The following is a 20,411-nucleotide window of genomic DNA, read 5'->3' as shown; positions in this document are numbered from 1 at the left end:
GAAGAGGAGAGAACCGATGACACCCGACAGTCAGAAGAAAGCCCGGACCGCACTCGTGACCGGCGGCGCGAACGGCATGGGTCTCGCGATTGCCAACCGGCTGCTCGACGACGGCTGCACCGTCGTCGTCGTCGACGCGAGCCCGAGCGTGCATACGGCCTTCCCGGCCGAGCTGCTCGCATCGGGCCGTCTTCGCCCGCTCCAACTCGATCTCATGGACGACGAGGCGGTCATCGGGGCCGCCGCCGAACTGGTGGCGGAGTTCGGCTCGGTCGACATCCTGGTCAACAACGCAGGGATCAACCCGAAGAAGGATGGCGGAAAGTATCTCGTCGAGGAGATCTCTCGGGAACTCTGGGACGCGGTTGTGCAGGTAAACCTTCGTGCTCCGTTCCTGCTCGTGCGAGAGCTTCTCCCCCCGATGAAGAGCGCCGGCTGGGGACGCATCGTGAACATCGCGTCCGCGGGTGCGCTCGGACACACCCTCAACTCGGCCGCGAGCTACGTGGTCAGTAAGTCCGGGCTCATCGGGCTGACCCGCACGGTCGCAGAGGAGGCGGCCAGATTCGGCGTCACCGCCAACTGCGTTGCCCCCGGGCCGGTCGAGACCGCGCTCACAGCTCAGAGCTCAGCCGAGACGATCGCGAAGACCGTCGCGATGATTCCCGTCGGCCGATACGGTCAGCCGACGGACATCGCGGCGATGGTGTCATTCCTGAGCTCCGACGAGGCCTCCTTCATCACGGGCACGGTCATGAGCGTCGACGGCGGGGTGGTGATGCGATGAACGGCACGGAGGGCGCGAACGCGCAGACGTACCGGCTGGCGCCGACCCCGTCTTCGATGTACAGCGAGGAGCAGGCGGCGCTCGTCGCCGACTACCGCCGAAGCTGGCGATCCGTCGTCGAGGCGCCAGATGGCTCGCTCGGGGGTCCGTTCGACGTGACGCTCCAGAGTCCAGCGCTCGCGCGGGCGATGATGCCGCTCGCCGACCTCGTGCGAGATGGCCTCGAGCTGCCGCCGTTGCGACGGGAGATCGTGATTCTCGTCGTCGCAGCAGTCGTCGGGTGCTCGAAGGTCTGGGGCTACCACCACGGCCCGGCGATTGCCGCGGGACTTTCGGAGTCCGACGCAGAGAGGCTGCGCAAGGGAGACGACCCCACAGAGGTGGAGAAAGACGACGCGCTGGCCGCACGCATCGCCCGGCAGGTTGCCTCCTCCGGACGCGTCGATGACGCGAGCTACGCGCTCGCCGCCGGGATGTTTGGGTCGCGCGGGCTGGTCGAACTCGTGGCGCTCGCCGGCTACTACCGCTTCATCGCGGAGCTCATCAACCTCGCGCAGTTCGACGCGGGCGCGCTCGCCTGACCTGCTGGAGACGAGAGGAGTCGACATGTCGGGTTCTGGGAAGGTCTGGTTCGTCACCGGGGCATCCGGAGGGTTCGGACGAGAGTGGACGGAGGCGGCCCTTGAACGCGGCGATCGGGTCGTCGCCACGGCCCGAACGCCGTCAAAGCTCGACGCGCTCGTCGACCGCTTCGGCGAGCGCGTGCTTTCGATCGAGCTGGATGTCAGCGACAGGCGGGCGGTGTTCGAGGCCGTCGAGACCGGACACGCGCATTTCGGGCGGCTCGACGTGGTCGTCAGCAACGCCGGATACGGCCACTACGGTCTGGTGGAGGAGCTCTCCGAAGACGACATCCGCGCAGTGTACGAGACCAATGTTTTCGGCTCGATCTGGGTGATCCAGGCCGTATTGCCGTATCTGCGCGCTCAGCGCTCCGGCCACATCTTCCAGATCAGCTCGATCGGAGGCGTGACCACATCGCCGCTCGTCAGCATCTACGACTCGTCCAAGTGGGCGGTCGAAGGGATCGCGCAGGCGTTGGCCGCTCAGGTCGCCGGCTTTGGAATCAAGGTGACGATCATCGAGCCGCAGGGCTACTCGACAGAGTTCAGCGCTTCATCGGCGAAGCGCGCGCTGCCGATGCCCGAGTACGCGGACTACCGCAGCACGGCCGCCCCGTTCTCGACCCGTCGCGGGGATCCGGCCGCCACCCGAGGCCCCTTCCTGGAGCTCGTCGACTCCGACCAACCGCCGCTGCGCCAGTTCTTCGGAGTCACGCCGTTCGACGTGGCGGCCAAGGAATACGAGGGGCGCCTGGCCGAATGGCGCAGCGGGCAGGAACGCGCGGTGCGGGCTTTCGGCGACGTTCCCGAGTGAGGCTCTTGGCGCTTGTCCCCGTGAGCTGTTGGGCGGGATCCTCCCGCCCAACAGCTCACGGGCGAACATCCGGTCAGCGGATCTGAACCGCCAACGCGACCCCGTCCACCGAGCAGACGGTCTCGAACATCGTCATGACCGCGGGGTCGTGCCCAGCGACGATCACAGCACCGTTGCGACGCATCTCGCGGAAGGTGGCGAGCGCCTGATAGAGATCGGCGATGTCCGAATAGACATTGAAGGCGAGGTCCCGATCCATCTCCTCATAGAAGTGCAGAGCATCCGATGCCAGGACGATGGGCCGGCTGCCCTCGACGACGACGACCTGCTGGCCTGGGGTGTGGCCGCCGACCTCGATGACGCTGATCCCGGGCGCGAGCTCGACGGATCCGTCGAGAACGTCGACCGTGCCCGCCGCGATGCGCTCGCGGATGTAGGCGAGCTCCTCGGGCTCCACGGTCGATGCGAGCGGAGGATACGCCGCGTACCAGCTGTTCCAGAACTCGATCTCGCGGCGTTGGATCAGCAGTCGCGCTGAGGGGAACTGGTGAAGGTTGCCGACGTGGTCATAGTGCAGGTGCGTGACGATGATGTGAGTGATCTCGTCGGGGTCGACACCGACGGCGATCACGGCTTCTCGCGCATCGATGAGCCATTCGACGCCGGCGCGATGCGCGGTGCCGCGTTCGCTGAACCCCGTGTCGACCAGCATGGTGTGGGTCGGCGTGCGGACGAGCCAGAAGTAGAAATCGAGCGTCTGCTCGACGTCTGGCTCACCGTAGCTGGCGTGGCGGTAGTAGCTCCGAGAGGCTGTCGTCCGCTGGGATCCGACCCGCAGGGCGAGGACTGTTGCTTCACCCATCGATCAGTACCCCGGAAGCGGGATGACGCCGCTCACCATGGCCGCTGTCGTGCCGCCGTCGACGCCGAGGATCTGCCCGGCGACATACTCGGTCGCGGGGCTTGCAAGAAAGAGGAGTGCGCGAGCGACGTCGCTCGGCTCCGCGAAGCGGCCGAGCGACTCCTCCATGCCCTTGATCCGCTCGGCGCCGATCGACTTCTCGAAGTCGGCGAAGAGGGGGGTCTTCGTCAGGCTCGGCGCGACGGCGTTGACGCGGATGCCGTCGCGGAACGCCGGAAGCGCCCGCCACATCGACCAGAGGATCACGGCCTCCTTCGAGAAGTTGTACACCTTGCCCTCGGGGGGATTGGCGTGGAACCAGTCGAGCCCGGCCGCGAAGTCGGGGGTGTCGACGAGCTGCTGCACGAACTCCTGGCGGCTGCGCCACATGACGCCGGCCGCGGAGGCGACGTTCGTGACCGAACCCCCCTTCGCAAGCTTCGGCCAGAGAGCCTCCGTCAGGTGGCGCAGGCCGAGGAAGTTCACCTTCATGACGAGCTCGGCGGGCGCCTCGCCTGAGACGCCGGCGATGTTGAGCAGGCCGTTCCATACGCCGTCGAGGCCCGCGACGACCGTGTCGATCGCGGCGGGATCGGAGAGGTCGACCGCGTGGAACTCGTCGACGAGCCCCTCGACGGGGGCGGAGCGATCGAGCCCCGCGACGTATGCTCCCGCGGCCCGCAGCTGCGCCGCCGTCGCCGCCCCGATGCCCGATGCCGCGCCGGTCACGACGAAGCGTGTGCCTTCGAATTCCGTCATTGTCTGCCTTTCCATGGATCAACGCTGATGGGTGGATGTGTGCGGAGGTCAGAACGGCCGCGGACTCGGCGGCGCCTCGGAGACGGCCAGGGTCATGGCGCCGATGGTGTCGATCTCGATTCTGACGCAGTCGCCGATGCCGACGGGTCCGACGCCCTTGGGAGTGCCGCTTGCGATGATGTCGCCCGGCTGCAGCGCCACGACCGAGGAGATGAGCTCGATCGCCTCAGGAACGGAGACGATCATGTCGGCCAGGTGTGCGCTCTGCCGCAGATCGTCGTTGACGAAGAGCCTCGAGCGCAGTGCCGTGACATCGGGCACCTCGTCGGCCGTGACGAGGGCGGGGCCAACGGGTGTGAAGGTCTGGAACGACTTGCGCAGCGAACGGTCCTCCTCGAACTTCCCCTTCTCGATGCGCATGGTCATGTCGATGAGGCAGGTGTAGCCGAAGACGTGATCGAGCGCGTCCTCCTGACGGATGTTCGCGCCGCCGACGCCGATGACGACGCCGAGCTCACACTCGTGGTCGAAGCGGCGCAGGGAGCCGTTCGGGAGGAGGATCCCGTCGCTCGGCCCGCTGACGGATCCGGCTGCCTTGAGGAAGAAGCGGGCGTCTGCGCCGGACTTGCCCTTCGGCGTGATTGCCCGGTCGGCGAGCTCTCCGATGTGCTCGTGGAAGTTCGCGGGGATCGCGAACAGCTGCGGGGGAGCGGGATTGACGGCGCGGAGACGGACCGCATCGAGGGCGATGGACGGGAAAGCGTCGAGGTCGCCGAGCTGCGCCTGGAGCTCCGCCCAGTTGCGGATCACCCAGTTCATCCGCTGCTCCGGCCAGCTCGCGAGCAGCTCGGGGAGCGCCCCGGTGACGTCGGCGACCCGCTCGCCGGCGACGACGCCGATCCGCAGGTCATCAAACACGACGAGTCTCATTGGTCTCCCTTGGCCACGTTGACATAAAATGGATTGACCATTATGTTCCTTGCCTAGGGGCGTGATGTCAACTCGCCCCACCCGGTGACACGACGACGGCGACCGTGCCAGCACCGTTCTCTCGCACCGGAGACAGAGACCGTCGTGGAGGGAAGTGCCGAATGTCCGAGAAGACGCCCGTACTCATCGTCGGAGCCGGACCCGTCGGACTGGCGCTCGCAGGCGATCTCGCCTGGCGAGGCGTCCCGTCGATCGTGGTCGAGCGCCGCAACGGCACGATCTATCAGCCCAAGATGGACATGGTCGGCGTGCGGACGATGGAGTTCTGCCGGCGCTGGGACCTCGTCGCAGACGTCGAGGCCGCCGGATACAACCGCAACTACGTGCAGGACAACGCCTGGGTGACAACGCTCAACGGCATCGAGTTCGGCCGCGAGGCGTTCCCGGCGCCGGCCGACGAGCCGGCGCCCCCGCAGAGCCCGCAGCACCGCGAGCGCTGCCCGCAGAACTTCTTCGACCCCGTGCTCAAGCGTTTCGCCTCGCGAACCCCGCTCGTCGACTTCCGCTACCGCACCGAGCTCGTCTCGTTCGTCGACCGGGGAGACCGCGTCATCGCCACGCTGCGCTCGGTCGAGGACGGCACGGAGTTCACGGTCGAGGCCGACTACCTCGTCGGGACCGACGGCGGCGAGAGCACGGCGCGCCAGGCGCTCGGCATCCCGATGCTCGGCGAGGGCACCCTGACCTACACGACCAACGCGATCTTCCGCAGGGCCGGCCTCGAGAAGCTCCACGACACCCCGCCCGCCTACCGCTACATCTTCATCGGCGCGGAGGGAACCTGGGCGACGCTCGTTGCGATCAACGGCCGCGACGAGTGGCGCTTCTCCCTCATCGGCGACACGATCCAGCGCGCCGCGACCGAGGAGGAGATGCGTGAGGCGATCGTGCGCGCCGTCGGCCGCGACTTCGACTTCGAGATCCTCTCGATCCTGCCGTGGGAGCGCCGACAGCTCGTCGCCGAGCGCTACCGCGCCGGACGGGTCTTCATCGCGGGCGACGCCGCCCACCTGACCTCGCCGACCGGCGGCTTCGGAATGAACACGGGCGTCCTCGACGCCGTCAACCTCTCGTGGAAGCTCGCCGCCGTCGTGCAGGGCTGGGGCGGCGAGACACTGCTCGACAGCTACGAGATCGAGCAGCGACCGGTCGCCGTGCGCAACGTGGGGGAGGCGAGCGAGAACCTTCGCAGAATGCTCGCCCCTCGCCTCATCGAGACCGACCCCGCTCTCTTCGACGAGGCCGACACCTCGCCCGCCGTCGCCTCGGCGCGCGAGGAGTTCGGTGCGGCGTACACCGAGGCGATGAGCCGAGAGTGGCACACCATCGGCATCCACCTCGGCTACCTCTATGAGGGCTCGCCCGTCATCGTCGCCGACGGCAGCCCGGCGCCCGAGCTCTCGCCGTCGAGGTATGCGCAGACCTCGCGCCCGGGCTCCCGAGCTCCGCACGTCTGGCTCGACGACAAGAAGACCCGCTCGACGATCGACGAGTTCGGGCTCGACTTCGTGCTGCTCAGCTTCGCCGACGGCACCGGGGCCGAGGCGCTCGCCGCAGCGGCGGCCGCGGCGGGCGTTCCGCTGCGCGTCGTCGAACTGCGAGACCCGCGCGTCGCCGAGGTGTACGAGCTTCCCGCGGTCCTCGTCCGCCCCGACGGGCAGGTCGCGTGGCGCGGGGAGCGCGTCGATGACGCGGAGCGGATCCTCGCCGTCGCGGTCGGAACCGGGGCGCTCGCGCGCTCCGTCAGCGCGGTGTGACGTCGGCCGGCCCATGAGGCAGGCCAGTATGAGGACTCAAAGGAGAGTGGAGAAACGAAGAATGGCATACGCATCGACCAACCCGTACACGAACGAGCTTCTCGCCGAGTTCCCCTACGCCAGCGACGCGGAGGTCGACGCCGCACTCGCCACGGCCCAGAGCGCCTTCGAGAGCTGGTCGCGGCTGCCGGTCGCCGAGCGCGCGGTGTATGTGCGCCGGGCCGCTGAGCTCATGCGCGAGCGCCGCGAGGAGCTGGCGCGCATCGCGACGCTCGAGATGGGCATCGTCTACGAGAGCTCTCTCGTGCACGCGGGAACGGTGGGGCCAGGCATCCTCGACTTCTACGCCGACAACGCTGAGGCGTTCCTCGCCCCCGAGCGCCTCGGAGAGCACACCCTCGTCGTGCGGGAGCCGACGGGCATCGTCTTCGCGATCGAGCCGTGGAACGCCGCCTACTACCAGCCCATTCGCGCGACCGCGGGCAACCTGATGGCCGGAAACGTCGTCATCCTCAAGCACGCGAGCATCGTGCCGCAGAGCTCGGCGGCCGTCGCCCGGCTCTTCGCCGACGCCGGGCTGCCCGCCGGGGTCTTCACCAACCTGTACGCGACGCACGAGCAGACCTCGCGGATCATCGCCGATGAGCGCGTGCGCGGGGTGACGATGACCGGCAGCGACCAGGCCGGGCGGAGGATCGCGGCCGCGGCGGCTGCGGCCGTGAAGCCCGCCGTACTCGAGCTGGGCGGAGCCGACGCGATGGTCGTCCTCGGCGATGCCGACATCGAGAAGGCGACCGACGCCGCGATGAGCCGCTTCCGGATGTGCGGTCAGATCTGCGTCTCGCCCAAGCGCATGATCGTCGTCGACGCCGCATACGACGCCTTCATCAAGCGGTTCCGCGACAAGGCCGCGCGGCTCGTGCCCGGCGATCCGCTTGAGCCGGGGGTCAGCATCGGCCCGCTCTCGTCGCAGTCGCAGGCCGACATCGTCTCCGACCAGATCGAGCGCGCGGTCGCCGGGGGAGCAGCGGCGATCCCGGTCGGCGGCAGGGTTCCCGCGCACGGTGCCTTCGTCCAGCCCACAATCCTGCTCGAAATGGACGCCGAGAACCCTGTCTACTACGAGGAGATCTTCGGCCCCGTGCCCGAGATCTTCTGGGCCAAAGACGTCGACGACGCCGTGCGCATCGCCAACGACACGAAGTACGGGCTCGGTGGATCGGTCTTCAGTGCCAACGTCGAGCTCGCCGAAGACGTCGCCCGGCGCATCGACACCGGAATGGTGTGGATCAACCAGGTCGCCGGGACCGCTCCGAGCCTGCCCTTCGGGGGCACGAAGGCCTCGGGATACGGCACGGAACTCGGTCGCGACGGCATCTACGGGTTCGTCAACAACAAGCTGATCCACAGGCCGTGAGGCGCACGGCCTCGCAGAGACAGATGAGACAGGGAGCAGACAAGGTGGCATCGACCGAGACGAGGACTTTCGTCGTCCTCTACACCTATGCGGCTGGCGTCGGCGAGAAACGGGCGGAGCTGCTCGACGCGCACCGCGCCTATCTCGGGGCGCTCACCGAGGAGGGCAGCCTCCTCGCGGCCGGGGCGTTCCTCGACTCGAACGGCGGGCTGCTGCTGCTCCGGGCGCCGAGCCTGCTCGTGCTCGAAGACCTGCTCGACCGCGACCCGTTCCACCTCGGCGCCGTCATCGTCGACCGGGAGATCCACCCGTGGGCCGCGCGGCTCGGAACCGCTCTGCCGAGCCTCGGTGCGAGCGTGGCCTCCTCCGTCTGAGTCCGCTTGCGCCGAGGCTCGACCATGCTTACGAACCCGAAGCCGGCGCGCTCCAGGGTGGAGAGTTCATGTTGAGCCTGCCGCAGGCTGAACGACCATCGCGCTTGTTGCACGAGTCGAGCGTCGAATAGGTTAGACCATTATGAGCGCCGCACCTCCGATCGATGACTCTGACGCCGCGCAACCAGAGGTCAGTGTTCTCAAGTTCGTTCCCGCGAGCGATCCGACCTCTCTCGGCTTCAAGGCCGTGCGCACGAAGCGGGCATACGAGTACATCTACGAGAGCATCAGGGGAGCCATCGAGGCAGAGCGGCTGAAGCCCGGTGACAAGCTCCCCGCCGAGCGCGATCTGGCGGAGGTTTTCAAGGTCAGTCGGCAGGCCGTCCGCGAGGCGATCCGCGGCCTCGAGTCGAACGGCATGATCGAAACGCGGCTCGGGGTGCACGGGGGCGCCTTCGTGAGCGACGGGGACCTGCGGGTCGTCTCGCAGGCGGTGAGCAACATGGCCTCGCTCAACGCCCTCACTCCGGAGAGCGTGCTCGAGGCGCGGATTCTGCTCACCTCCGATGTGATCCGCCTCGCCTGCCAGCGCGCGACGGCAGAGGACCTCCGCCGCATCGAGGCCGACATCGTGATCACCGAGGAGCGCTACTCGAACCCCGGTGCTGACCGGACGCAGCAGATCTCTCGCTTCTACCGCCTGCTCGCCGAGGCAACGCACAACGAGGTGCTCGTGATGCTGAACGACGCGCTCGCCCAGGCAGTCTACGTGCGGCTCATAAGGGGTGGGCCCCCCGTCAATCGAGACATAGGAGTGCTGCGACGTCGAATCGTTGAGTATGTGCGCCACAAGGACGCCGACGCGGCGATTCGAGAGCTGACAGCACACTTTCGGGCACTCGAAGACTCGATGAAGTGATGTAGACCGTACCGCCATTGATCATGGTCGTCGGCGGCATGGACCGGCCGCTTCGTGCTCAACCGCCATTCGATTCTGGTAGGTGATGGAGCGCGGCGACTCTCCGGGCTGAGGGTGAGCCGACTCAGCTCGGTAGCCGGGATGGCCCGCAGTCGGGCGACCGCGGCGGCTGAACAAGTCCAACTCAGTATGCGAAATTGAGCTGGCTGCGGTGGTGCTCGGCCTTCTCGATCTCGTCGACGACGGCGAGCGCGAAGTCCGCGCCCTCGATGGCCGAGTTCCCCTGCTCGTCGAACAGCGCGATCCCCGTGCTCGTGCGGTAGGTACCGTGCGGATCGCCCTGCGGCGTGTACCCGCCGAACACAGCGGCCGGGCTGATGAAGACCCAGTCCAGGGAAACGGGGGCGCCCGACTCGAGTGCCGTCAGCACCGAGTTCACCTCGCGCGCCTCGACGATCACCTCGGGAGGCATCTGGTCGCCCTCGGCGAAGCGCGGAGCGCCGGGCGCGGGGCGCAGGGAGCCGAAGCCGCCAATGATCAGCAGGCGCGCGCCGGCGGCCGCGGCCTGCTCTGCGATCGCCGTGTACGTCGCGACCAGCGTGCCCTCAGTGCCGGCACGCGGCGAGAGTGCTCCGACCACGACCTGCGCGCCGGCGATGGCGTCGGCTGCATCGCGCGCGTCGCCTTGCACGTAGGTGGCTCCGTCGATCCTGTCGGCTGGAAGGCTCCGGCTCAGGGACGTGACGCGGTGGCCGCGCGTGACCGCTTCCTTGACGATTGCCGCGCCTGCGTAGCCCGTGCCTCCGATGACGGTGATGTCGGTCATGGTGATGTGCTCTCCTTCGATCGTTGCCTGGCGCCACGCGCCATGAGTGGTTACCCTAGGTGACTTAGGCGCATTCGGGAAGAAGGCACTCGTTGGTAACCACGGTGTATGACGCAGATGGGAATCCCAGAGTCATCGATCCGTATCTCGATGGCTGCCCGACCCGTCGCATCCTCGACCGGATCGGCGATCGGTGGACGGTCTTGGTCGTCGGCGTGCTCGGCGAGGGCACGGCGCGCTTTTCCGAGTTGAAGCGCCGCATCGACGGGATCTCCCAGAAGATGCTCACGCAGACGCTCCGCGAGATGGAGCGCGACGGACTCGTCATCCGCACCGTCTACCCGGAAGTGCCCGTTCGGGTCGCGTACGCGCTCACCGATGCCGGGAGGAGCCTTCGTGCACCGCTCAAGGCGCTTGAGGAATGGTCCATCGAGCATCTGGGCGGCGTCCTCGTGTCGCAGGGTGAATATGACCAGAAAGGTGCCGCGAAGGCAGGCTGAGCCCATGCGCGCAGACCTCATCAGCGGCGTTCGACACTGGCCTTGCGGCCGCGTGGTGAGCGCCGGGCGCGGTCGCCCAGAGGATCGCGTACGGTAAAACTGGCGGGTCTCACTCGCAGGAGTGCGCCGCGCGGCCCGAGCCGCGAAGCGCCTCCCGTGCTTCGCGGACGCGTCGCTGGTGCTCCGCCGTCGCCGACTCGCTGACCTCTTCTGGTCGGCACGAGATGACGAGCCGGACATTCCGCACACTCATTCGAGGTGAAGAATGCCCTTCAGCGAAGGCCAGCTCATCGTCCACCCCTTCCACGGACTCGTCCGGGTGAAGCAGATCACCGAACGGTTAGTGCGAGGGGTTGCCACCCGCTATCTCGACCTCGCCTCCGTCGCCCAGCCGCTAGAGATCAGCGTTCCCGCTGACCGTGCCGACGAGCTCGGCCTCCGAGAAGTCTGCTCGCCGGAGCGCGTGCTGCAGCTCTTGGAGCTCCTGCGCGGGCCCAGCACCGCGTCAGGCATGCAATGGTCCCGGCGGCTCGAGGACTATCAGATCCGGCTGGCGACCGGGCAGCTCGAGGAGCGTTGCATCGTGATTCGCGAGATCACCCGCTCGGGGAGCAAAGCCCCGGCATCCGCGGAAGGCCTCATGCTCCGGAGCAACCGCGCTGCGCTCGCGTTGGAGTTCAGCGTCGCGCTCGACGTCAGCCAGGCGGAAGCCGAGGCAGTCATCGACGCTGCGGCGCGAGGCGAGGTCATCGACCTCATGCAGATCTCGATGGCCCGGTCGCGACCTGACCGGCACAGACATCGCCGAGGCGCGGCTCGTCAGCGTGACGATGAACGAGACCCGACTGCGCGGTGCGTCCATCGCCGACTCCGTCATCGACCGTCTCAATGCGCCCGTGCTCCGTGCGGCGAACAGCTCGCTGCGCGACGTCGAGATCACCGGATCCCGGATCGCCTCCGCCGAGTTCCACGGCACCTCCTGGCGATCGGTGCGGTTCACCGGCTGCAAGCTCGGGTACCTCAACCTGCGCGGCGCCGAGATCCACGACCTGCTCATCACCGACTGCACGATCGAAGAACTCGACGTCTCCGACGCGAAACTCACCCGCGCCGCCTGTGAACGCACCCGCATCGACACCCTGATCGCCGCCCATGCCGCACTGACGGACGTCGACCTGCGCGACGCCTCGCTGCGTCGCATCGACGGCATCCAGGGACTCCGCGGCGCGACGATGAGCAGCTCCCAGATCGCCGACCTGGCCGAAGTGTTCGCCGAGATGCTTGGCATCCATACGACGCCGTGACCACGTCCCGATTCCACCGCCACGCCCCGAGGAGGAGCGAATTGTCTGCGAACGCCAGCCATGCACCCGCCGGACTCGACCGGTTCGTCCGGGTTGTCTTCCGCACCGCCGCGATCGTCGAGGCGGTTTCGTGGATCGGCATGATCACCGCCTTGATCATCAAGTATCCGCTCGCGGGCACCCCGCTCGGCGTGACCATCTGGGGCTGGGTGCATGGCATCGCCTGGATCGTCTTCGTCGTCTCCTGCCTGCTCGCCGCGATCACCTTCCGCTGGAAGTGGTGGATCGCCGTCCTCGGCCTCGCGATGTCGGTCCTGCCGTTCCTCACCGTGCCCTTCGACCTCTGGATGGAGCGCACCGGCCGGCTCCAACGACGGGGCTCGCAGTAGCCGAGCGGCGTCACGCTCCCGGCGTAGGTGCCTCGACCGCTCTTGGCGAACGAGCCCGGGTCGAGAGAACGACCCAGGTCAGGGCGGCCACCAGGACACAGGCCAGCACCATGTGTGCCCCGACGAGGAACACGGGCAGCCCGAGCCGGGCCTGCGCGATCCCGATCGCCATCTGCACGAGCTCGGCTCCGAGCAGGAGCAGCAACAGCCGCGGATCCGGCACAGGCACTCGGCGCCACGCTGCGATGCTGACGAGCAGCACGGTCAGACCCAGCAGCGCGTAGGATGGCCAAGCATGGAAGTGCTGCAGCACCGATGCGTCAAGGCCGTTGCGCTCGGCCGCGCTGTCTCCAGCATGCGGGCCGGCGCCCGTGGTGAGCGTGCCGAGGTAGATCGTTACGACAGCGCTGACGACGAGCATCGCGACAAGCCCCGTCATCACCCGCCCCGTGCGCCGGGGCCCCGCCGGTCCTGCGTAAACCCTGTAGACGAACGTCGCAGCGATCGAGACGAGCACCGCGGACAGGATGAAGTGCACGCCGACCGCGCCGGGGTGCAGGTCGAGCAGCACCGTGATCCCGCCCACACCCGCTTGGACGATGATCCCGATCCCGATCGCCAGGGTGAGCCGGACGAGATCCGGCCGTTCGCGTCGGCGGCCGGCGACGCTGAGGAAGGCGGCCACGGCGATCGCGATCAGCACGACGGTGAGCAGCCGATTCCCGAACTCGATGATCCCGTGGATGCCCATCTCCGGGGTGTTCACGAGCGATTCTTCCGTGCACAGCGGCCACGTCGGGCAGCCCAGCCCCGAGGCGGTCAGACGCACCAGCCCGCCGGTGCCGACGATCAGGATGTTCGCCGCGAGCGACAGCCAGGACAGCAACCGGGCGTGCGGCGCAAGGTGGCCAGCGGTCTTAGCGAACGCTCTGCGGAACCTGCCGGGAGTCTCGGCGGCTCCCACCGCGGACGCGGTATCGCGCGTCTCGAAGGGCGCGGTCATGCCGCCTTGCGAGCACGGGCGCGGGCGAGACGCGCGTTCACGAACGACCGGATGCCGAGCACCAGATAGACGATCAGGACGACGAACGTGATGATGCTCGCGACGATCGCGAGCGGACGCTCCGCAGCGCCGGCGAACAGCTCGCCGACCTTCAGGACGTTCGAGAAGGTTCCGATGATGCCGAGCAGCGCGATGGCCAGAGCGGCGTGGATCGCATGCCGGTGCGCCTTCGGGCTGCGCGCGATGAACGCGGCGATCACGATGAGCACGCCGATCGCCGCAGGGATCAGGGCAGTCAGACTCGCGGCCCCGGAGACGGCGTAGGCGACGACGCCGGTGGCGGTCAGGATGCCTCCGACGATGAAGGTCACGACTGTCATACGGTTGCTCCTACATTCATTCCGCCGATGTTGCTGTACCAAAAAGTATAGTTACACGGCATCCGAGTCAGGAGGTCCGAGCGGAGATGGTTCGACCGAGCAACCGCTCCTCGATCGTTGAGGCCGCGATCCGAGTAGCAGAGGCGCAGGGCATTACTGCGGTCACGATCGACTCCGTGGCGGCCGAGGCGGGCCTGACCAAGGGCGGGCTGCTCTACCATTTCCCGAATCGCTCCGCCCTGCTCGTCGGCGTGCACGCGCACCTTGCGGAGTCCTGGGAGCGGGAGATGATCGCCGCTCTCGGCAAGCAGCCCGAGGAGGCGAGCGATGAGGAGAAGGTCGCCGCCTATGTCCGGGTCGCAGCCAGACCCGCCACGCGCGCGGAGGTTCTCTACATCGCCGAGGCCGGACCCGACCCGGAGCTGTTCGCCCCGTGGGCGCGGATCGCTGAACGCTGGTCGCCGGCTGTCCCCGCGCCGGCGCGCAGCGGACGCTACCCGGAGGGGCCGCTGCGGGCGCTCCTGGCGCGGATCGCTGCGGACGGCCTCTGGGGGTATGAGACGTTCTCCGGCGTCGAGCTGCCGGAGGCCCTGCGCCGGGAGATCGCCGAGCGGATCCTCGAGATACTCTCCCCGCCAGACCATTGACGGATTCGCTTCAAGGCCGGCACTCGATAACTTGACTAAACCGTACAGAAAACCTAGATTTCTGAACTATGGAGTCAAGATATAAGGTCAGCGCCGCCGAGCCGGTGCCGCACACGACCGGAATCGACCGGGTCGCGCTGCAGGCGCTTCCCGGCGCCGGGACCGCCGAGGTCTGCGATGTCGATGGGACGTGCCGCTGATGGCCGGTGGAACTGCATTCGGGAAGGCGTCGGCTCCGGTGCAGGTGGACGTGTGGAGCGACATCGCATGCCCGTTCTGCTACATGGGCACCACCGCGCTCAGCCAGGCGATCGCACGATCTGAGCACCCCGACAGGGTGCAGGTGACCTATCACAGCTTCGAGCTCGTGCCACAGCTCACCGGTCGCTTCGAGGGCAGCATCGACGAGTTTCTCGCCGAAGAGCAGCGCGTGCCCATCACCCAGGCGAAGGCGATGAACCAGCAGCTCGCCGAACGGTTCGCGACCCTCGGCCTGGAGTATCGGCACGAGGTCATGGTGGTGGCGGGCACCCGCTCGGCGCATCGGCTCATCCATTTCGCCACGGAGCAGGGACAGCAGTACCCGATGGTGCGACGGCTGTTCCGGGCGCAGTTCCACGATGGCATCGACGTGAGCGACCACGAGGCGCTTGCCGATCTCGCGGCGGAGGTAGCGCTCGACCGTGCCTCGGCGCTGGAGGCTCTGACCTCCAGCGCCTACGAGGAGCGGGTCGCCGCCGACATCGAGCAGGCTCGGGATCTCGGGGTGCGCGGGGTGCCGTTCTTCGTCTTCGAAGGCAAGTACGCGATCTCCGGCGCTCAACCGGTCGAGGCCTTCCTCCAGGCGCTCGGCACGGTGTGGAGCGAGAAGGCCGCGGTCGGATCGTGACGCAGGGTGAGCCACGGCGTCGAGCCTTGCGGGCCGATGCGCAGCGCAACCACGAGGACATCCGCCGCGCAGCGCTCGCCGTGTTCCGGGAGGGAGGTCTGACGGTGCCTCTCGAACTCGTCGCCAAGGCCGCCGGGGTGAGCAAGGGCACGATCTACCACCGCTTCGCCGGTCGTGATGCGCTCGTCGACGCGGTGATCGACGACCTCGCCCGCTTGCACATCGATGAGCTGATCGCCGACTGCAATGCCATCGTGAACCCGGCCGACCGCTTCGAGCACTACCTCGACGGCATGTGGCGGCTGCAGTACGACGAGCCCGCCGTCTGTGACGTCGTCACCCGCCAGGTGCCCGATTCCGCCCAGCTGAGCGAGCTGTGCGCCCGCGCCAGCGGCGTAGCCGAGCGCTACCTCTCCGACGCGCAGGCGGGCGGCAGTATCCGCCCTGAGCTCACCAGCGCCGATGTCTTCCGCTTCATCCGGGATCGCGGCATCGTCTTCCGCGCCGAGGGCCGGCCGGATCGCTCCGACGACGAGCGGCACCGCCGATACCTGATCGACGGACTCCTCGCCCGCCGCTGACCCTGAGAGGACGAAATGGCCTTCCTGACCCGCGTCGCCTTCACCCGCAAGACCCACGAATACGACGACGTCTACTCCTACTTCTTCGAGCGCGCCGCAGTGCGCTACATCGCCGGGCAGTACACGCACGTCCAGGCAGGCCCTGCGTGGTCCCGCCAGGGCGTGCGGGAACTGTCCTTCGCCTCGGCGCCGCATGAGGACGAGCTCCGGTTCACGGTCCACGTCGGCTCCGGCAGCGGCTACAAGCAACGGTTGGAGGCGCTGCGCCCCGGAGACACCGTCGGGCTGTTCTTCACCGGGGGCAAACCGCTCCTGCCGGATCAGACCGACCGGCCGCTCGTCTTCATCTCCGGCGGCGTCGGCGCCGCACCGTTGCGCTCCCTCATCCTCGAAGCGCAGCGGCGCGGCGGCTACGACCTTCGGGTCGTGCAGGTCCAGCGTGGTGATCATCTCTACCGCGGTGAGCTCGAGCCGATCGTGAGCCGATACGACGCCGTCCATCCCGACGATTTCGCGAAGGGCATCGGCCGGGCCGTCGCCGACGCACCCGACGCCATCGTCTACGCCTGCGGGTCGACCCGCTTCGCCACCGCGGCCGCCGAGCGGATCAGCGCCGCCGGCATCGACAAACGGGATCAGCACATCAAGACCTGGCACTGACCACCCGTCACGTCACGCGCCGTCAGCGTCCCGTGTCTGGCTCGGATGACTGCGAAGCCGAGGTTCCGGGACCGTGCCGCCGGAGGAGCCGCGCGGTGGTGACCGTCGCGGCCGCGACGACGAGTGCGATGATGGCCAGGGCCGAGGTGCTCCCCGCGTCGAACGCGGTGGCGGCAGCGGCGAGGAGCGCGGGGTCGCCGGCTCCCACGGAGACGGCGTCGAGGAGGCTTTCCGCAGCCACAGGCGGTGCCCCGTCGGGAAGCTGGATCGAGGTCGAGTAGACGAGCGACACCAGGCTCCCCAGCAGTGCGACGGCCACGAGGCTGCCGAACTCGTAGGAGACCTCCTCCACGGCGGAGGCCATCCCGGCGCGACGCCGGGCGACGTTCCCGACGATCGCGGTCGAGGCGACCGACATTGTCGCGCCGAAGCCCGCACCCATCACGGCCAGGCCGACGAGGAGCAGCCACATCGGGCCGAGGACGCCGAAGAGCGTGGCGATCGTGCCGACCAGCGCTACGGCGAAACCACCGGAGATGATCATCCGGAGCCCGGCTCGGTGAAGGATCGCGCCGCCGATCAGTCCGCTCGGCAGACTCCCGAGCGCGACGATCGCGACCAGCAGGCCCGAGTGCAGCGGGCTCAACCCCTCGATGAGCTGGAAGCGCTGCGTGGTGATGAGCTGGACGCCGGCGAGCGCGAACATCGCGACGACCGCAGCGAGCACGCCCGAGGCGAAGGCCGGGTTGCGGAAGATCGAGAACTCCAGCAAGGGTTCCGTGAGACGCCGCTGTCGGCGAGCGAAGAGCCAGAACCCGAACACGGCGGCGCTGGCCGAGATCGCGACGACGATTCCGTTCGGCGGCGTGTGCGCGAGCTCCTTGATCAGGACGACCGCCGCGGTCAAGGCGATCATCGCCTGCGCGGAGGAGACCGCATCCCATCGCTTCGAGCGATCGGCGGTGCTCGCGGGCGTCACGAGCAGCGTCGCGATCACGGCGGCGAGGACAACCGGGACGTTGACGAGGAACACCGACCCCCACCAGAAGAACTCGAGGAGAAGCCCGGAGACGATCGGGCCGAGCGCGATGCCGAGGACGGAGACGCTGCCCCACACGGCGATCGCGATGTTGCGTTCGCGCTCATCGTGGAAGGTGACGCGGATCAGCGCGAGGGTGGAGGGCATCATGGCGGCAGCGCCCACCGCCAGGAGGGCGCGCGCGGCGATCAGGGCGGCCGCCGTGGGGGCGAATGCGGCGGCCGCCGATGCCAGGCCGAAGACGACCAGTCCGATGAGGAACATGCGTCGATGGCCGATACGGTCGCCGAGCGTTCCGCTGCCGAGCAGCAGGCCGGCCATAACCAGGGGATAGGCGTTGATGATCCACAAGCTCTCGGTCGCACTCGCGTCGAGTTCGCGGGTGAGGGTCGGCAGGGCGGTGTAGAGGATCGAGTTGTCCAGGGTGATCAGCAGCAGCCCGGCGGACACGACGGCCAGGAGCAGCCAGCGTCGAGGGGAGGGTGCGGTCGTTTCGAAAGGGGGTACTGGGTGGCTCACCGCCGTAACTATACATTTTGGTAGGTTTGGCGTCCGCTAGAATGAGGATGTCGAAAAGGCATGAAGCGCCCGGTTGGTTGGTCGGGTCTTCGTAGCTACATGCCACGTTCCAGCGTCCACGGCATTCCCTGATCACGGAGACGGTCACGGGGTGCTTACGCGTTGCGGGCCCTCCTGACCAGAAGGAGGATTCCCATGTCGGACGCCACGACGAACCCGCCCGGTACGCGCGACTTCGAGGGCACGGCCCACGGAGCACGGCGCTGGATCGCTCTGGCCATCCTGCTCATTCCGGTGGCGCTCACGCTGATGAGCGTCACCAGCGTCAACGTCGCTCTCCCCGCGATCCGCGACGGCGTGGACGCCAGCGACGCCGCGGCGTCGCTTGTCCTCACCGGGTATGCGCTGGCCTTCGGGCTGGTGCTGGTTCCCGCCGGCCGATGGGGGGACCAGCACAGCCACAAGCTGGTCTTCATTGCCGGCGTGCTGGTCTTCGTCGCGGCGAGCGCCTGGTCCGGGCTGGCCGGCGATGAGGTGCAGCTCGTCATCTCCAGGCTCCTCGCCGGCATCGGTGCGGGGTTTGCGCTGACCCCGGTCGCGGCCCTGATCCAACTGCTCTTCGCCGGTCTTGAGCGAGCACGCCCCTTCGCGATCATGGGCGCCGTCTTCGGCGTGTCGACCGCGGTTGGCCCGCTCCTCGGCGGGCTGCTCGTCGCCATCGGCCCGGATCTCGGCTGGCGCCTCACGTTCCTGGTGAACGTCCCGGTCGGCATCGCCGTCGCCGTCCTGTCGGTCTTCCTCATCCCTCGCGACCGACCGAGCGGCGCGCCGCGTGGCGACGCCTTCGGCCTGCTCCTGCTCATTGCCGGTGTCGCCCTCCTGCTGCTTCCCTTCACGATCGGGCGAGGGCTCGACGTCACCGGGATCTTGCTCCTGCTCGGCGGCGTCGCCCTGCTGGTGGCCTTCGCACTGTGGGAGCGGAGCCGCAGTCGTCGAGGGCTCGTCTCCATCGTGCCGAGCCGCATGTTCGCGCATCGTTCGTTCCCGATCGGGGTCGCCACGATGTTCCTCGGGTTCGCGAGCTTCACCGCCTCCTTCCTCGTCCTGGCACTGCTGTGGCAGGACGGGCTCGGCCACTCCGCCTTGGAGTCGGGGCTGCTGATCCTCCCGTACGCGATCGGCAGCATCGTCGCGGGCGGCCTGAGCGATCGCGTCTGGCACCGGATCGGCCGCCACACCGTCACGGTCGGCCTCGCGGCGATCACCCTGGGGCTCGCCGTCGTCGGCGTCCTGCTCGCCACTGTCACGGCCGACGCGCTGAGCTCCTGGATCCTGGCCGCGCCGCTGCTTCTCACGGGCATCGGCTCCGGACTCTTCGTCGGTCCGAACACGAACGCCGCCGTCACCTCGATTGACCGGCAGGACGCCGGAGTCGCCAGCGGACTGCTCGGCACCGCTCAGCGAGCCGGCACGGCACTGGGAATCGGCCTGGTGGCTGCTGTCCTCGCCGCTGCCGTCGAGGGGCCGGGCTATCTGGCGTCGGCCTCGGCCTCGGCGTTCGTCACCGCAGGATTCGCGCTCGCTGCACTCGTCGTCGCCTCTTTCTCGGACACGAAGGTCGAGCGCCGATGACGCCGCTCACTCGACGGCTCAGAGACCAGCAAGTACTCTACGAGGCTTCGGAGCTCATCGAGCTGACGCTTCGTGACGGTCAAGTGTTCGGGCCCGAACACGGCAGCCTGGTATGCGAACCCATCGATGGCCCCGGCGACGAATGAGACCAGGCCCTCATCGACGGCGCGTCCTGACGCGGCGAGCATCGCCCGGACGACCTCCTCGAACCTCGCCTGATGAGCGCGCACGAGCGCGGCGACCTCCGGTCGGCGCTTGCCTTCCAGGAACATCTCCGTCCGGAACGCGGAGACCTCCGGGCGTTCGGTGAACAGAGCGAGCATGCCGTCGAACACGGCACGTGGGATCGCTGGCATCGGGAGGTACGCCAGGCTGACATCGGCGGCATGGTCGAGCGCGGCTCCGAGGACGTCCTGAAGCGACCGGAAGTGGTGGTGCAGGCTGCCCTGGCTCACCTGCGCCTCGGCAAGGAGCGTTCGCGTCGTGAGGCGGCTGAGCCCGTCTCGTGCGACGAGGCGGACCGTTGCCTCGATGAGCGCCTGGCGGCCGTGCCCGTAGTGGACCCGCTTCCCGGTGTGCTGATCGATCGGAGCGCCCATCCCGCACACGCTACGCCGAGCCGACCGATAGAGTAAACAGCGCAACTGCGCTGTTTACCGGCGTGGGCTTGCGCCTTTTCCCTCACCGACACAAGAAGAAGG

The 20,411-nt window shown here is 68.1% G+C and carries 24 protein-coding genes and 1 pseudogene; 17 read left to right on the top strand and 8 right to left on the bottom strand.

Features of this window, described 5'->3' with window-relative positions; all coding sequences use genetic code 11:
• The first annotated feature begins 16 nt into the window (after positions 1 to 16).
• From ACIGEP_RS07215 to ACIGEP_RS07205, 3 genes are read left to right on the top strand one after another with little or no spacing between them, the layout of a single operon-like run.
• The gene (locus tag ACIGEP_RS07215; RefSeq protein ID WP_396660910.1) at positions 17 to 787 is read left to right on the top strand and encodes an SDR family NAD(P)-dependent oxidoreductase; all 771 of its coding nucleotides are present in this window, start codon (positions 17 to 19) and stop codon (positions 785 to 787) included.
• On the top strand, positions 784 to 1,368 hold the full coding sequence (locus ACIGEP_RS07210; RefSeq protein WP_396660909.1) for a hypothetical protein: 585 nt from the start codon (positions 784 to 786) through the stop codon (positions 1,366 to 1,368). The genes ACIGEP_RS07215 and ACIGEP_RS07210 overlap by 4 nt, the downstream gene beginning before the upstream one ends.
• Before the next feature lie 25 nt (positions 1,369 to 1,393).
• Positions 1,394 to 2,224 carry an SDR family NAD(P)-dependent oxidoreductase gene (locus ACIGEP_RS07205; protein ID WP_396660908.1) on the top strand — a complete coding sequence of 277 codons (831 nt, stop codon included), beginning with the start codon at positions 1,394 to 1,396 and terminating at the stop codon, positions 2,222 to 2,224.
• A gap of 73 nt (positions 2,225 to 2,297) precedes the next feature.
• Here the strand turns inward: ACIGEP_RS07205 and ACIGEP_RS07200 are convergent, their stop codons facing one another.
• From ACIGEP_RS07200 to ACIGEP_RS07190, 3 genes are read right to left on the bottom strand one after another with little or no spacing between them, the layout of a single operon-like run.
• Entirely contained in the window at positions 2,298 to 3,086 is a 789-nt protein-coding gene (locus ACIGEP_RS07200; RefSeq protein WP_396660907.1) for an N-acyl homoserine lactonase family protein, read from the bottom strand.
• A 3-nt stretch (positions 3,087 to 3,089) separates the two neighbouring features.
• Positions 3,090 to 3,884 carry a coniferyl-alcohol dehydrogenase gene (locus tag ACIGEP_RS07195; protein WP_396660906.1) on the bottom strand — a complete coding sequence of 265 codons (795 nt, stop codon included), beginning with the start codon at positions 3,882 to 3,884 and terminating at the stop codon, positions 3,090 to 3,092.
• Positions 3,885 to 3,932: 48 nt separating this feature from the next.
• A complete protein-coding gene (locus ACIGEP_RS07190) occupies positions 3,933 to 4,802 on the bottom strand; it encodes a fumarylacetoacetate hydrolase family protein (protein ID WP_396660905.1) in 870 nt (289 codons plus the stop codon).
• A gap of 173 nt (positions 4,803 to 4,975) precedes the next feature.
• Here ACIGEP_RS07190 and ACIGEP_RS07185 point away from each other — a divergent pair, with 173 nt between their 5' ends.
• From ACIGEP_RS07185 to ACIGEP_RS07170, 4 genes are all read left to right on the top strand, one after another.
• On the top strand, positions 4,976 to 6,631 hold the full coding sequence (locus ACIGEP_RS07185; protein ID WP_396660904.1) for an FAD-dependent monooxygenase: 1,656 nt from the start codon (positions 4,976 to 4,978) through the stop codon (positions 6,629 to 6,631).
• A gap of 61 nt (positions 6,632 to 6,692) precedes the next feature.
• Positions 6,693 to 8,048, top strand: coding sequence for an aldehyde dehydrogenase family protein (locus tag ACIGEP_RS07180; RefSeq protein ID WP_396660903.1), 1,356 nt, complete (start codon positions 6,693 to 6,695; stop codon positions 8,046 to 8,048).
• Between the two features lie 44 nt (positions 8,049 to 8,092).
• Positions 8,093 to 8,422, top strand: a complete 330-nt coding sequence (locus tag ACIGEP_RS07175; protein ID WP_396660902.1) for a YciI family protein — start codon at positions 8,093 to 8,095, stop codon at positions 8,420 to 8,422.
• 142 nt (positions 8,423 to 8,564) lie between these two features.
• Positions 8,565 to 9,341 (top strand): FadR/GntR family transcriptional regulator, encoded by a 777-nt coding sequence (locus ACIGEP_RS07170; protein WP_396660901.1) that lies wholly within the window; start codon positions 8,565 to 8,567, stop codon positions 9,339 to 9,341.
• Positions 9,342 to 9,525: 184 nt separating this feature from the next.
• Here ACIGEP_RS07170 and ACIGEP_RS07165 read toward each other — a convergent pair whose 3' ends face one another.
• A complete protein-coding gene (locus ACIGEP_RS07165; RefSeq protein ID WP_396660900.1) occupies positions 9,526 to 10,167 on the bottom strand; it encodes an NAD(P)-dependent oxidoreductase in 642 nt (213 codons plus the stop codon).
• Between the two features lie 92 nt (positions 10,168 to 10,259).
• On the opposite strand from ACIGEP_RS07165, the gene ACIGEP_RS07160 reads away from it, so the two are divergent.
• The 4 genes and pseudogenes from ACIGEP_RS07160 (at position 10,260) to ACIGEP_RS07145 (ending at position 12,360) form a co-directional block, all read left to right on the top strand.
• Complete coding sequence (locus tag ACIGEP_RS07160) at positions 10,260 to 10,667, top strand: winged helix-turn-helix transcriptional regulator (RefSeq protein WP_396660899.1); 408 nt, start codon at positions 10,260 to 10,262, stop codon at positions 10,665 to 10,667.
• Between the two features lie 265 nt (positions 10,668 to 10,932).
• Positions 10,933 to 11,334: pseudogene (locus tag ACIGEP_RS07155) on the top strand (CarD family transcriptional regulator); the annotation flags it as partial.
• Positions 11,335 to 11,497: 163 nt separating this feature from the next.
• Positions 11,498 to 11,971 carry a pentapeptide repeat-containing protein gene (locus ACIGEP_RS07150; RefSeq protein WP_396661031.1) on the top strand — a complete coding sequence of 158 codons (474 nt, stop codon included), beginning with the start codon at positions 11,498 to 11,500 and terminating at the stop codon, positions 11,969 to 11,971.
• Between the two features lie 41 nt (positions 11,972 to 12,012).
• Positions 12,013 to 12,360, top strand: coding sequence for a DUF3817 domain-containing protein (locus ACIGEP_RS07145; protein WP_396660898.1), 348 nt, complete (start codon positions 12,013 to 12,015; stop codon positions 12,358 to 12,360).
• Between the two features lie 10 nt (positions 12,361 to 12,370).
• Here the strand turns inward: ACIGEP_RS07145 and ACIGEP_RS07140 are convergent, their stop codons facing one another.
• On the bottom strand, positions 12,371 to 13,363 hold the full coding sequence (locus ACIGEP_RS07140) for a heme A synthase (protein WP_396660897.1): 993 nt from the start codon (positions 13,361 to 13,363) through the stop codon (positions 12,371 to 12,373).
• Entirely contained in the window at positions 13,360 to 13,743 is a 384-nt protein-coding gene (locus tag ACIGEP_RS07135) for a hypothetical protein (protein ID WP_396660896.1), read from the bottom strand. Before ACIGEP_RS07135 ends, ACIGEP_RS07140 begins: the two co-directional genes overlap by 4 nt.
• Before the next feature lie 86 nt (positions 13,744 to 13,829).
• Here ACIGEP_RS07135 and ACIGEP_RS07130 point away from each other — a divergent pair, with 86 nt between their 5' ends.
• From ACIGEP_RS07130 to ACIGEP_RS07110, 5 genes are all read left to right on the top strand, one after another.
• Positions 13,830 to 14,390, top strand: coding sequence for a TetR/AcrR family transcriptional regulator (locus ACIGEP_RS07130; protein WP_396660895.1), 561 nt, complete (start codon positions 13,830 to 13,832; stop codon positions 14,388 to 14,390).
• Between the two features lie 68 nt (positions 14,391 to 14,458).
• On the top strand, positions 14,459 to 14,590 hold the full coding sequence (locus ACIGEP_RS07125; protein ID WP_396660894.1) for a hypothetical protein: 132 nt from the start codon (positions 14,459 to 14,461) through the stop codon (positions 14,588 to 14,590).
• Positions 14,590 to 15,279 (top strand): DsbA family protein, encoded by a 690-nt coding sequence (locus ACIGEP_RS07120; RefSeq protein ID WP_396660893.1) that lies wholly within the window; start codon positions 14,590 to 14,592, stop codon positions 15,277 to 15,279. The genes ACIGEP_RS07125 and ACIGEP_RS07120 overlap by 1 nt, the downstream gene beginning before the upstream one ends.
• Positions 15,276 to 15,860, top strand: coding sequence for a TetR/AcrR family transcriptional regulator (locus ACIGEP_RS07115; protein ID WP_396660892.1), 585 nt, complete (start codon positions 15,276 to 15,278; stop codon positions 15,858 to 15,860). The genes ACIGEP_RS07120 and ACIGEP_RS07115 overlap by 4 nt, the downstream gene beginning before the upstream one ends.
• A gap of 15 nt (positions 15,861 to 15,875) precedes the next feature.
• Positions 15,876 to 16,520: a ferredoxin--NADP reductase gene (locus tag ACIGEP_RS07110; protein ID WP_396660891.1), complete on the top strand. Its 645-nt coding sequence runs from the start codon at positions 15,876 to 15,878 to the stop codon at positions 16,518 to 16,520.
• A gap of 22 nt (positions 16,521 to 16,542) precedes the next feature.
• Here ACIGEP_RS07110 and ACIGEP_RS07105 read toward each other — a convergent pair whose 3' ends face one another.
• Positions 16,543 to 18,078 carry an MFS transporter gene (locus ACIGEP_RS07105; RefSeq protein WP_396660890.1) on the bottom strand — a complete coding sequence of 512 codons (1,536 nt, stop codon included), beginning with the start codon at positions 18,076 to 18,078 and terminating at the stop codon, positions 16,543 to 16,545.
• Positions 18,079 to 18,273: 195 nt separating this feature from the next.
• Here ACIGEP_RS07105 and ACIGEP_RS07100 point away from each other — a divergent pair, with 195 nt between their 5' ends.
• Positions 18,274 to 19,710 carry an MFS transporter gene (locus tag ACIGEP_RS07100; protein ID WP_396660889.1) on the top strand — a complete coding sequence of 479 codons (1,437 nt, stop codon included), beginning with the start codon at positions 18,274 to 18,276 and terminating at the stop codon, positions 19,708 to 19,710.
• Here the strand turns inward: ACIGEP_RS07100 and ACIGEP_RS07095 are convergent.
• A complete protein-coding gene (locus ACIGEP_RS07095) occupies positions 19,608 to 20,309 on the bottom strand; it encodes a TetR/AcrR family transcriptional regulator (protein ID WP_396660888.1) in 702 nt (233 codons plus the stop codon). The two genes, ACIGEP_RS07100 and ACIGEP_RS07095, sit on opposite strands and share 103 nt — an antisense overlap.
• Between the last annotated feature and the right edge of the window lie 102 nt (positions 20,310 to 20,411).

It is taken from the genome of Microbacterium sp. NPDC077663 (assembly GCF_044542795.1).
Taxonomy (GTDB): Bacteria; Actinomycetota; Actinomycetes; order Actinomycetales; family Microbacteriaceae; genus Microbacterium.
The sequence above is the reverse complement of the archived record's forward strand: the minus strand, read 5'-3'. Positions and strand labels throughout refer to the sequence as shown.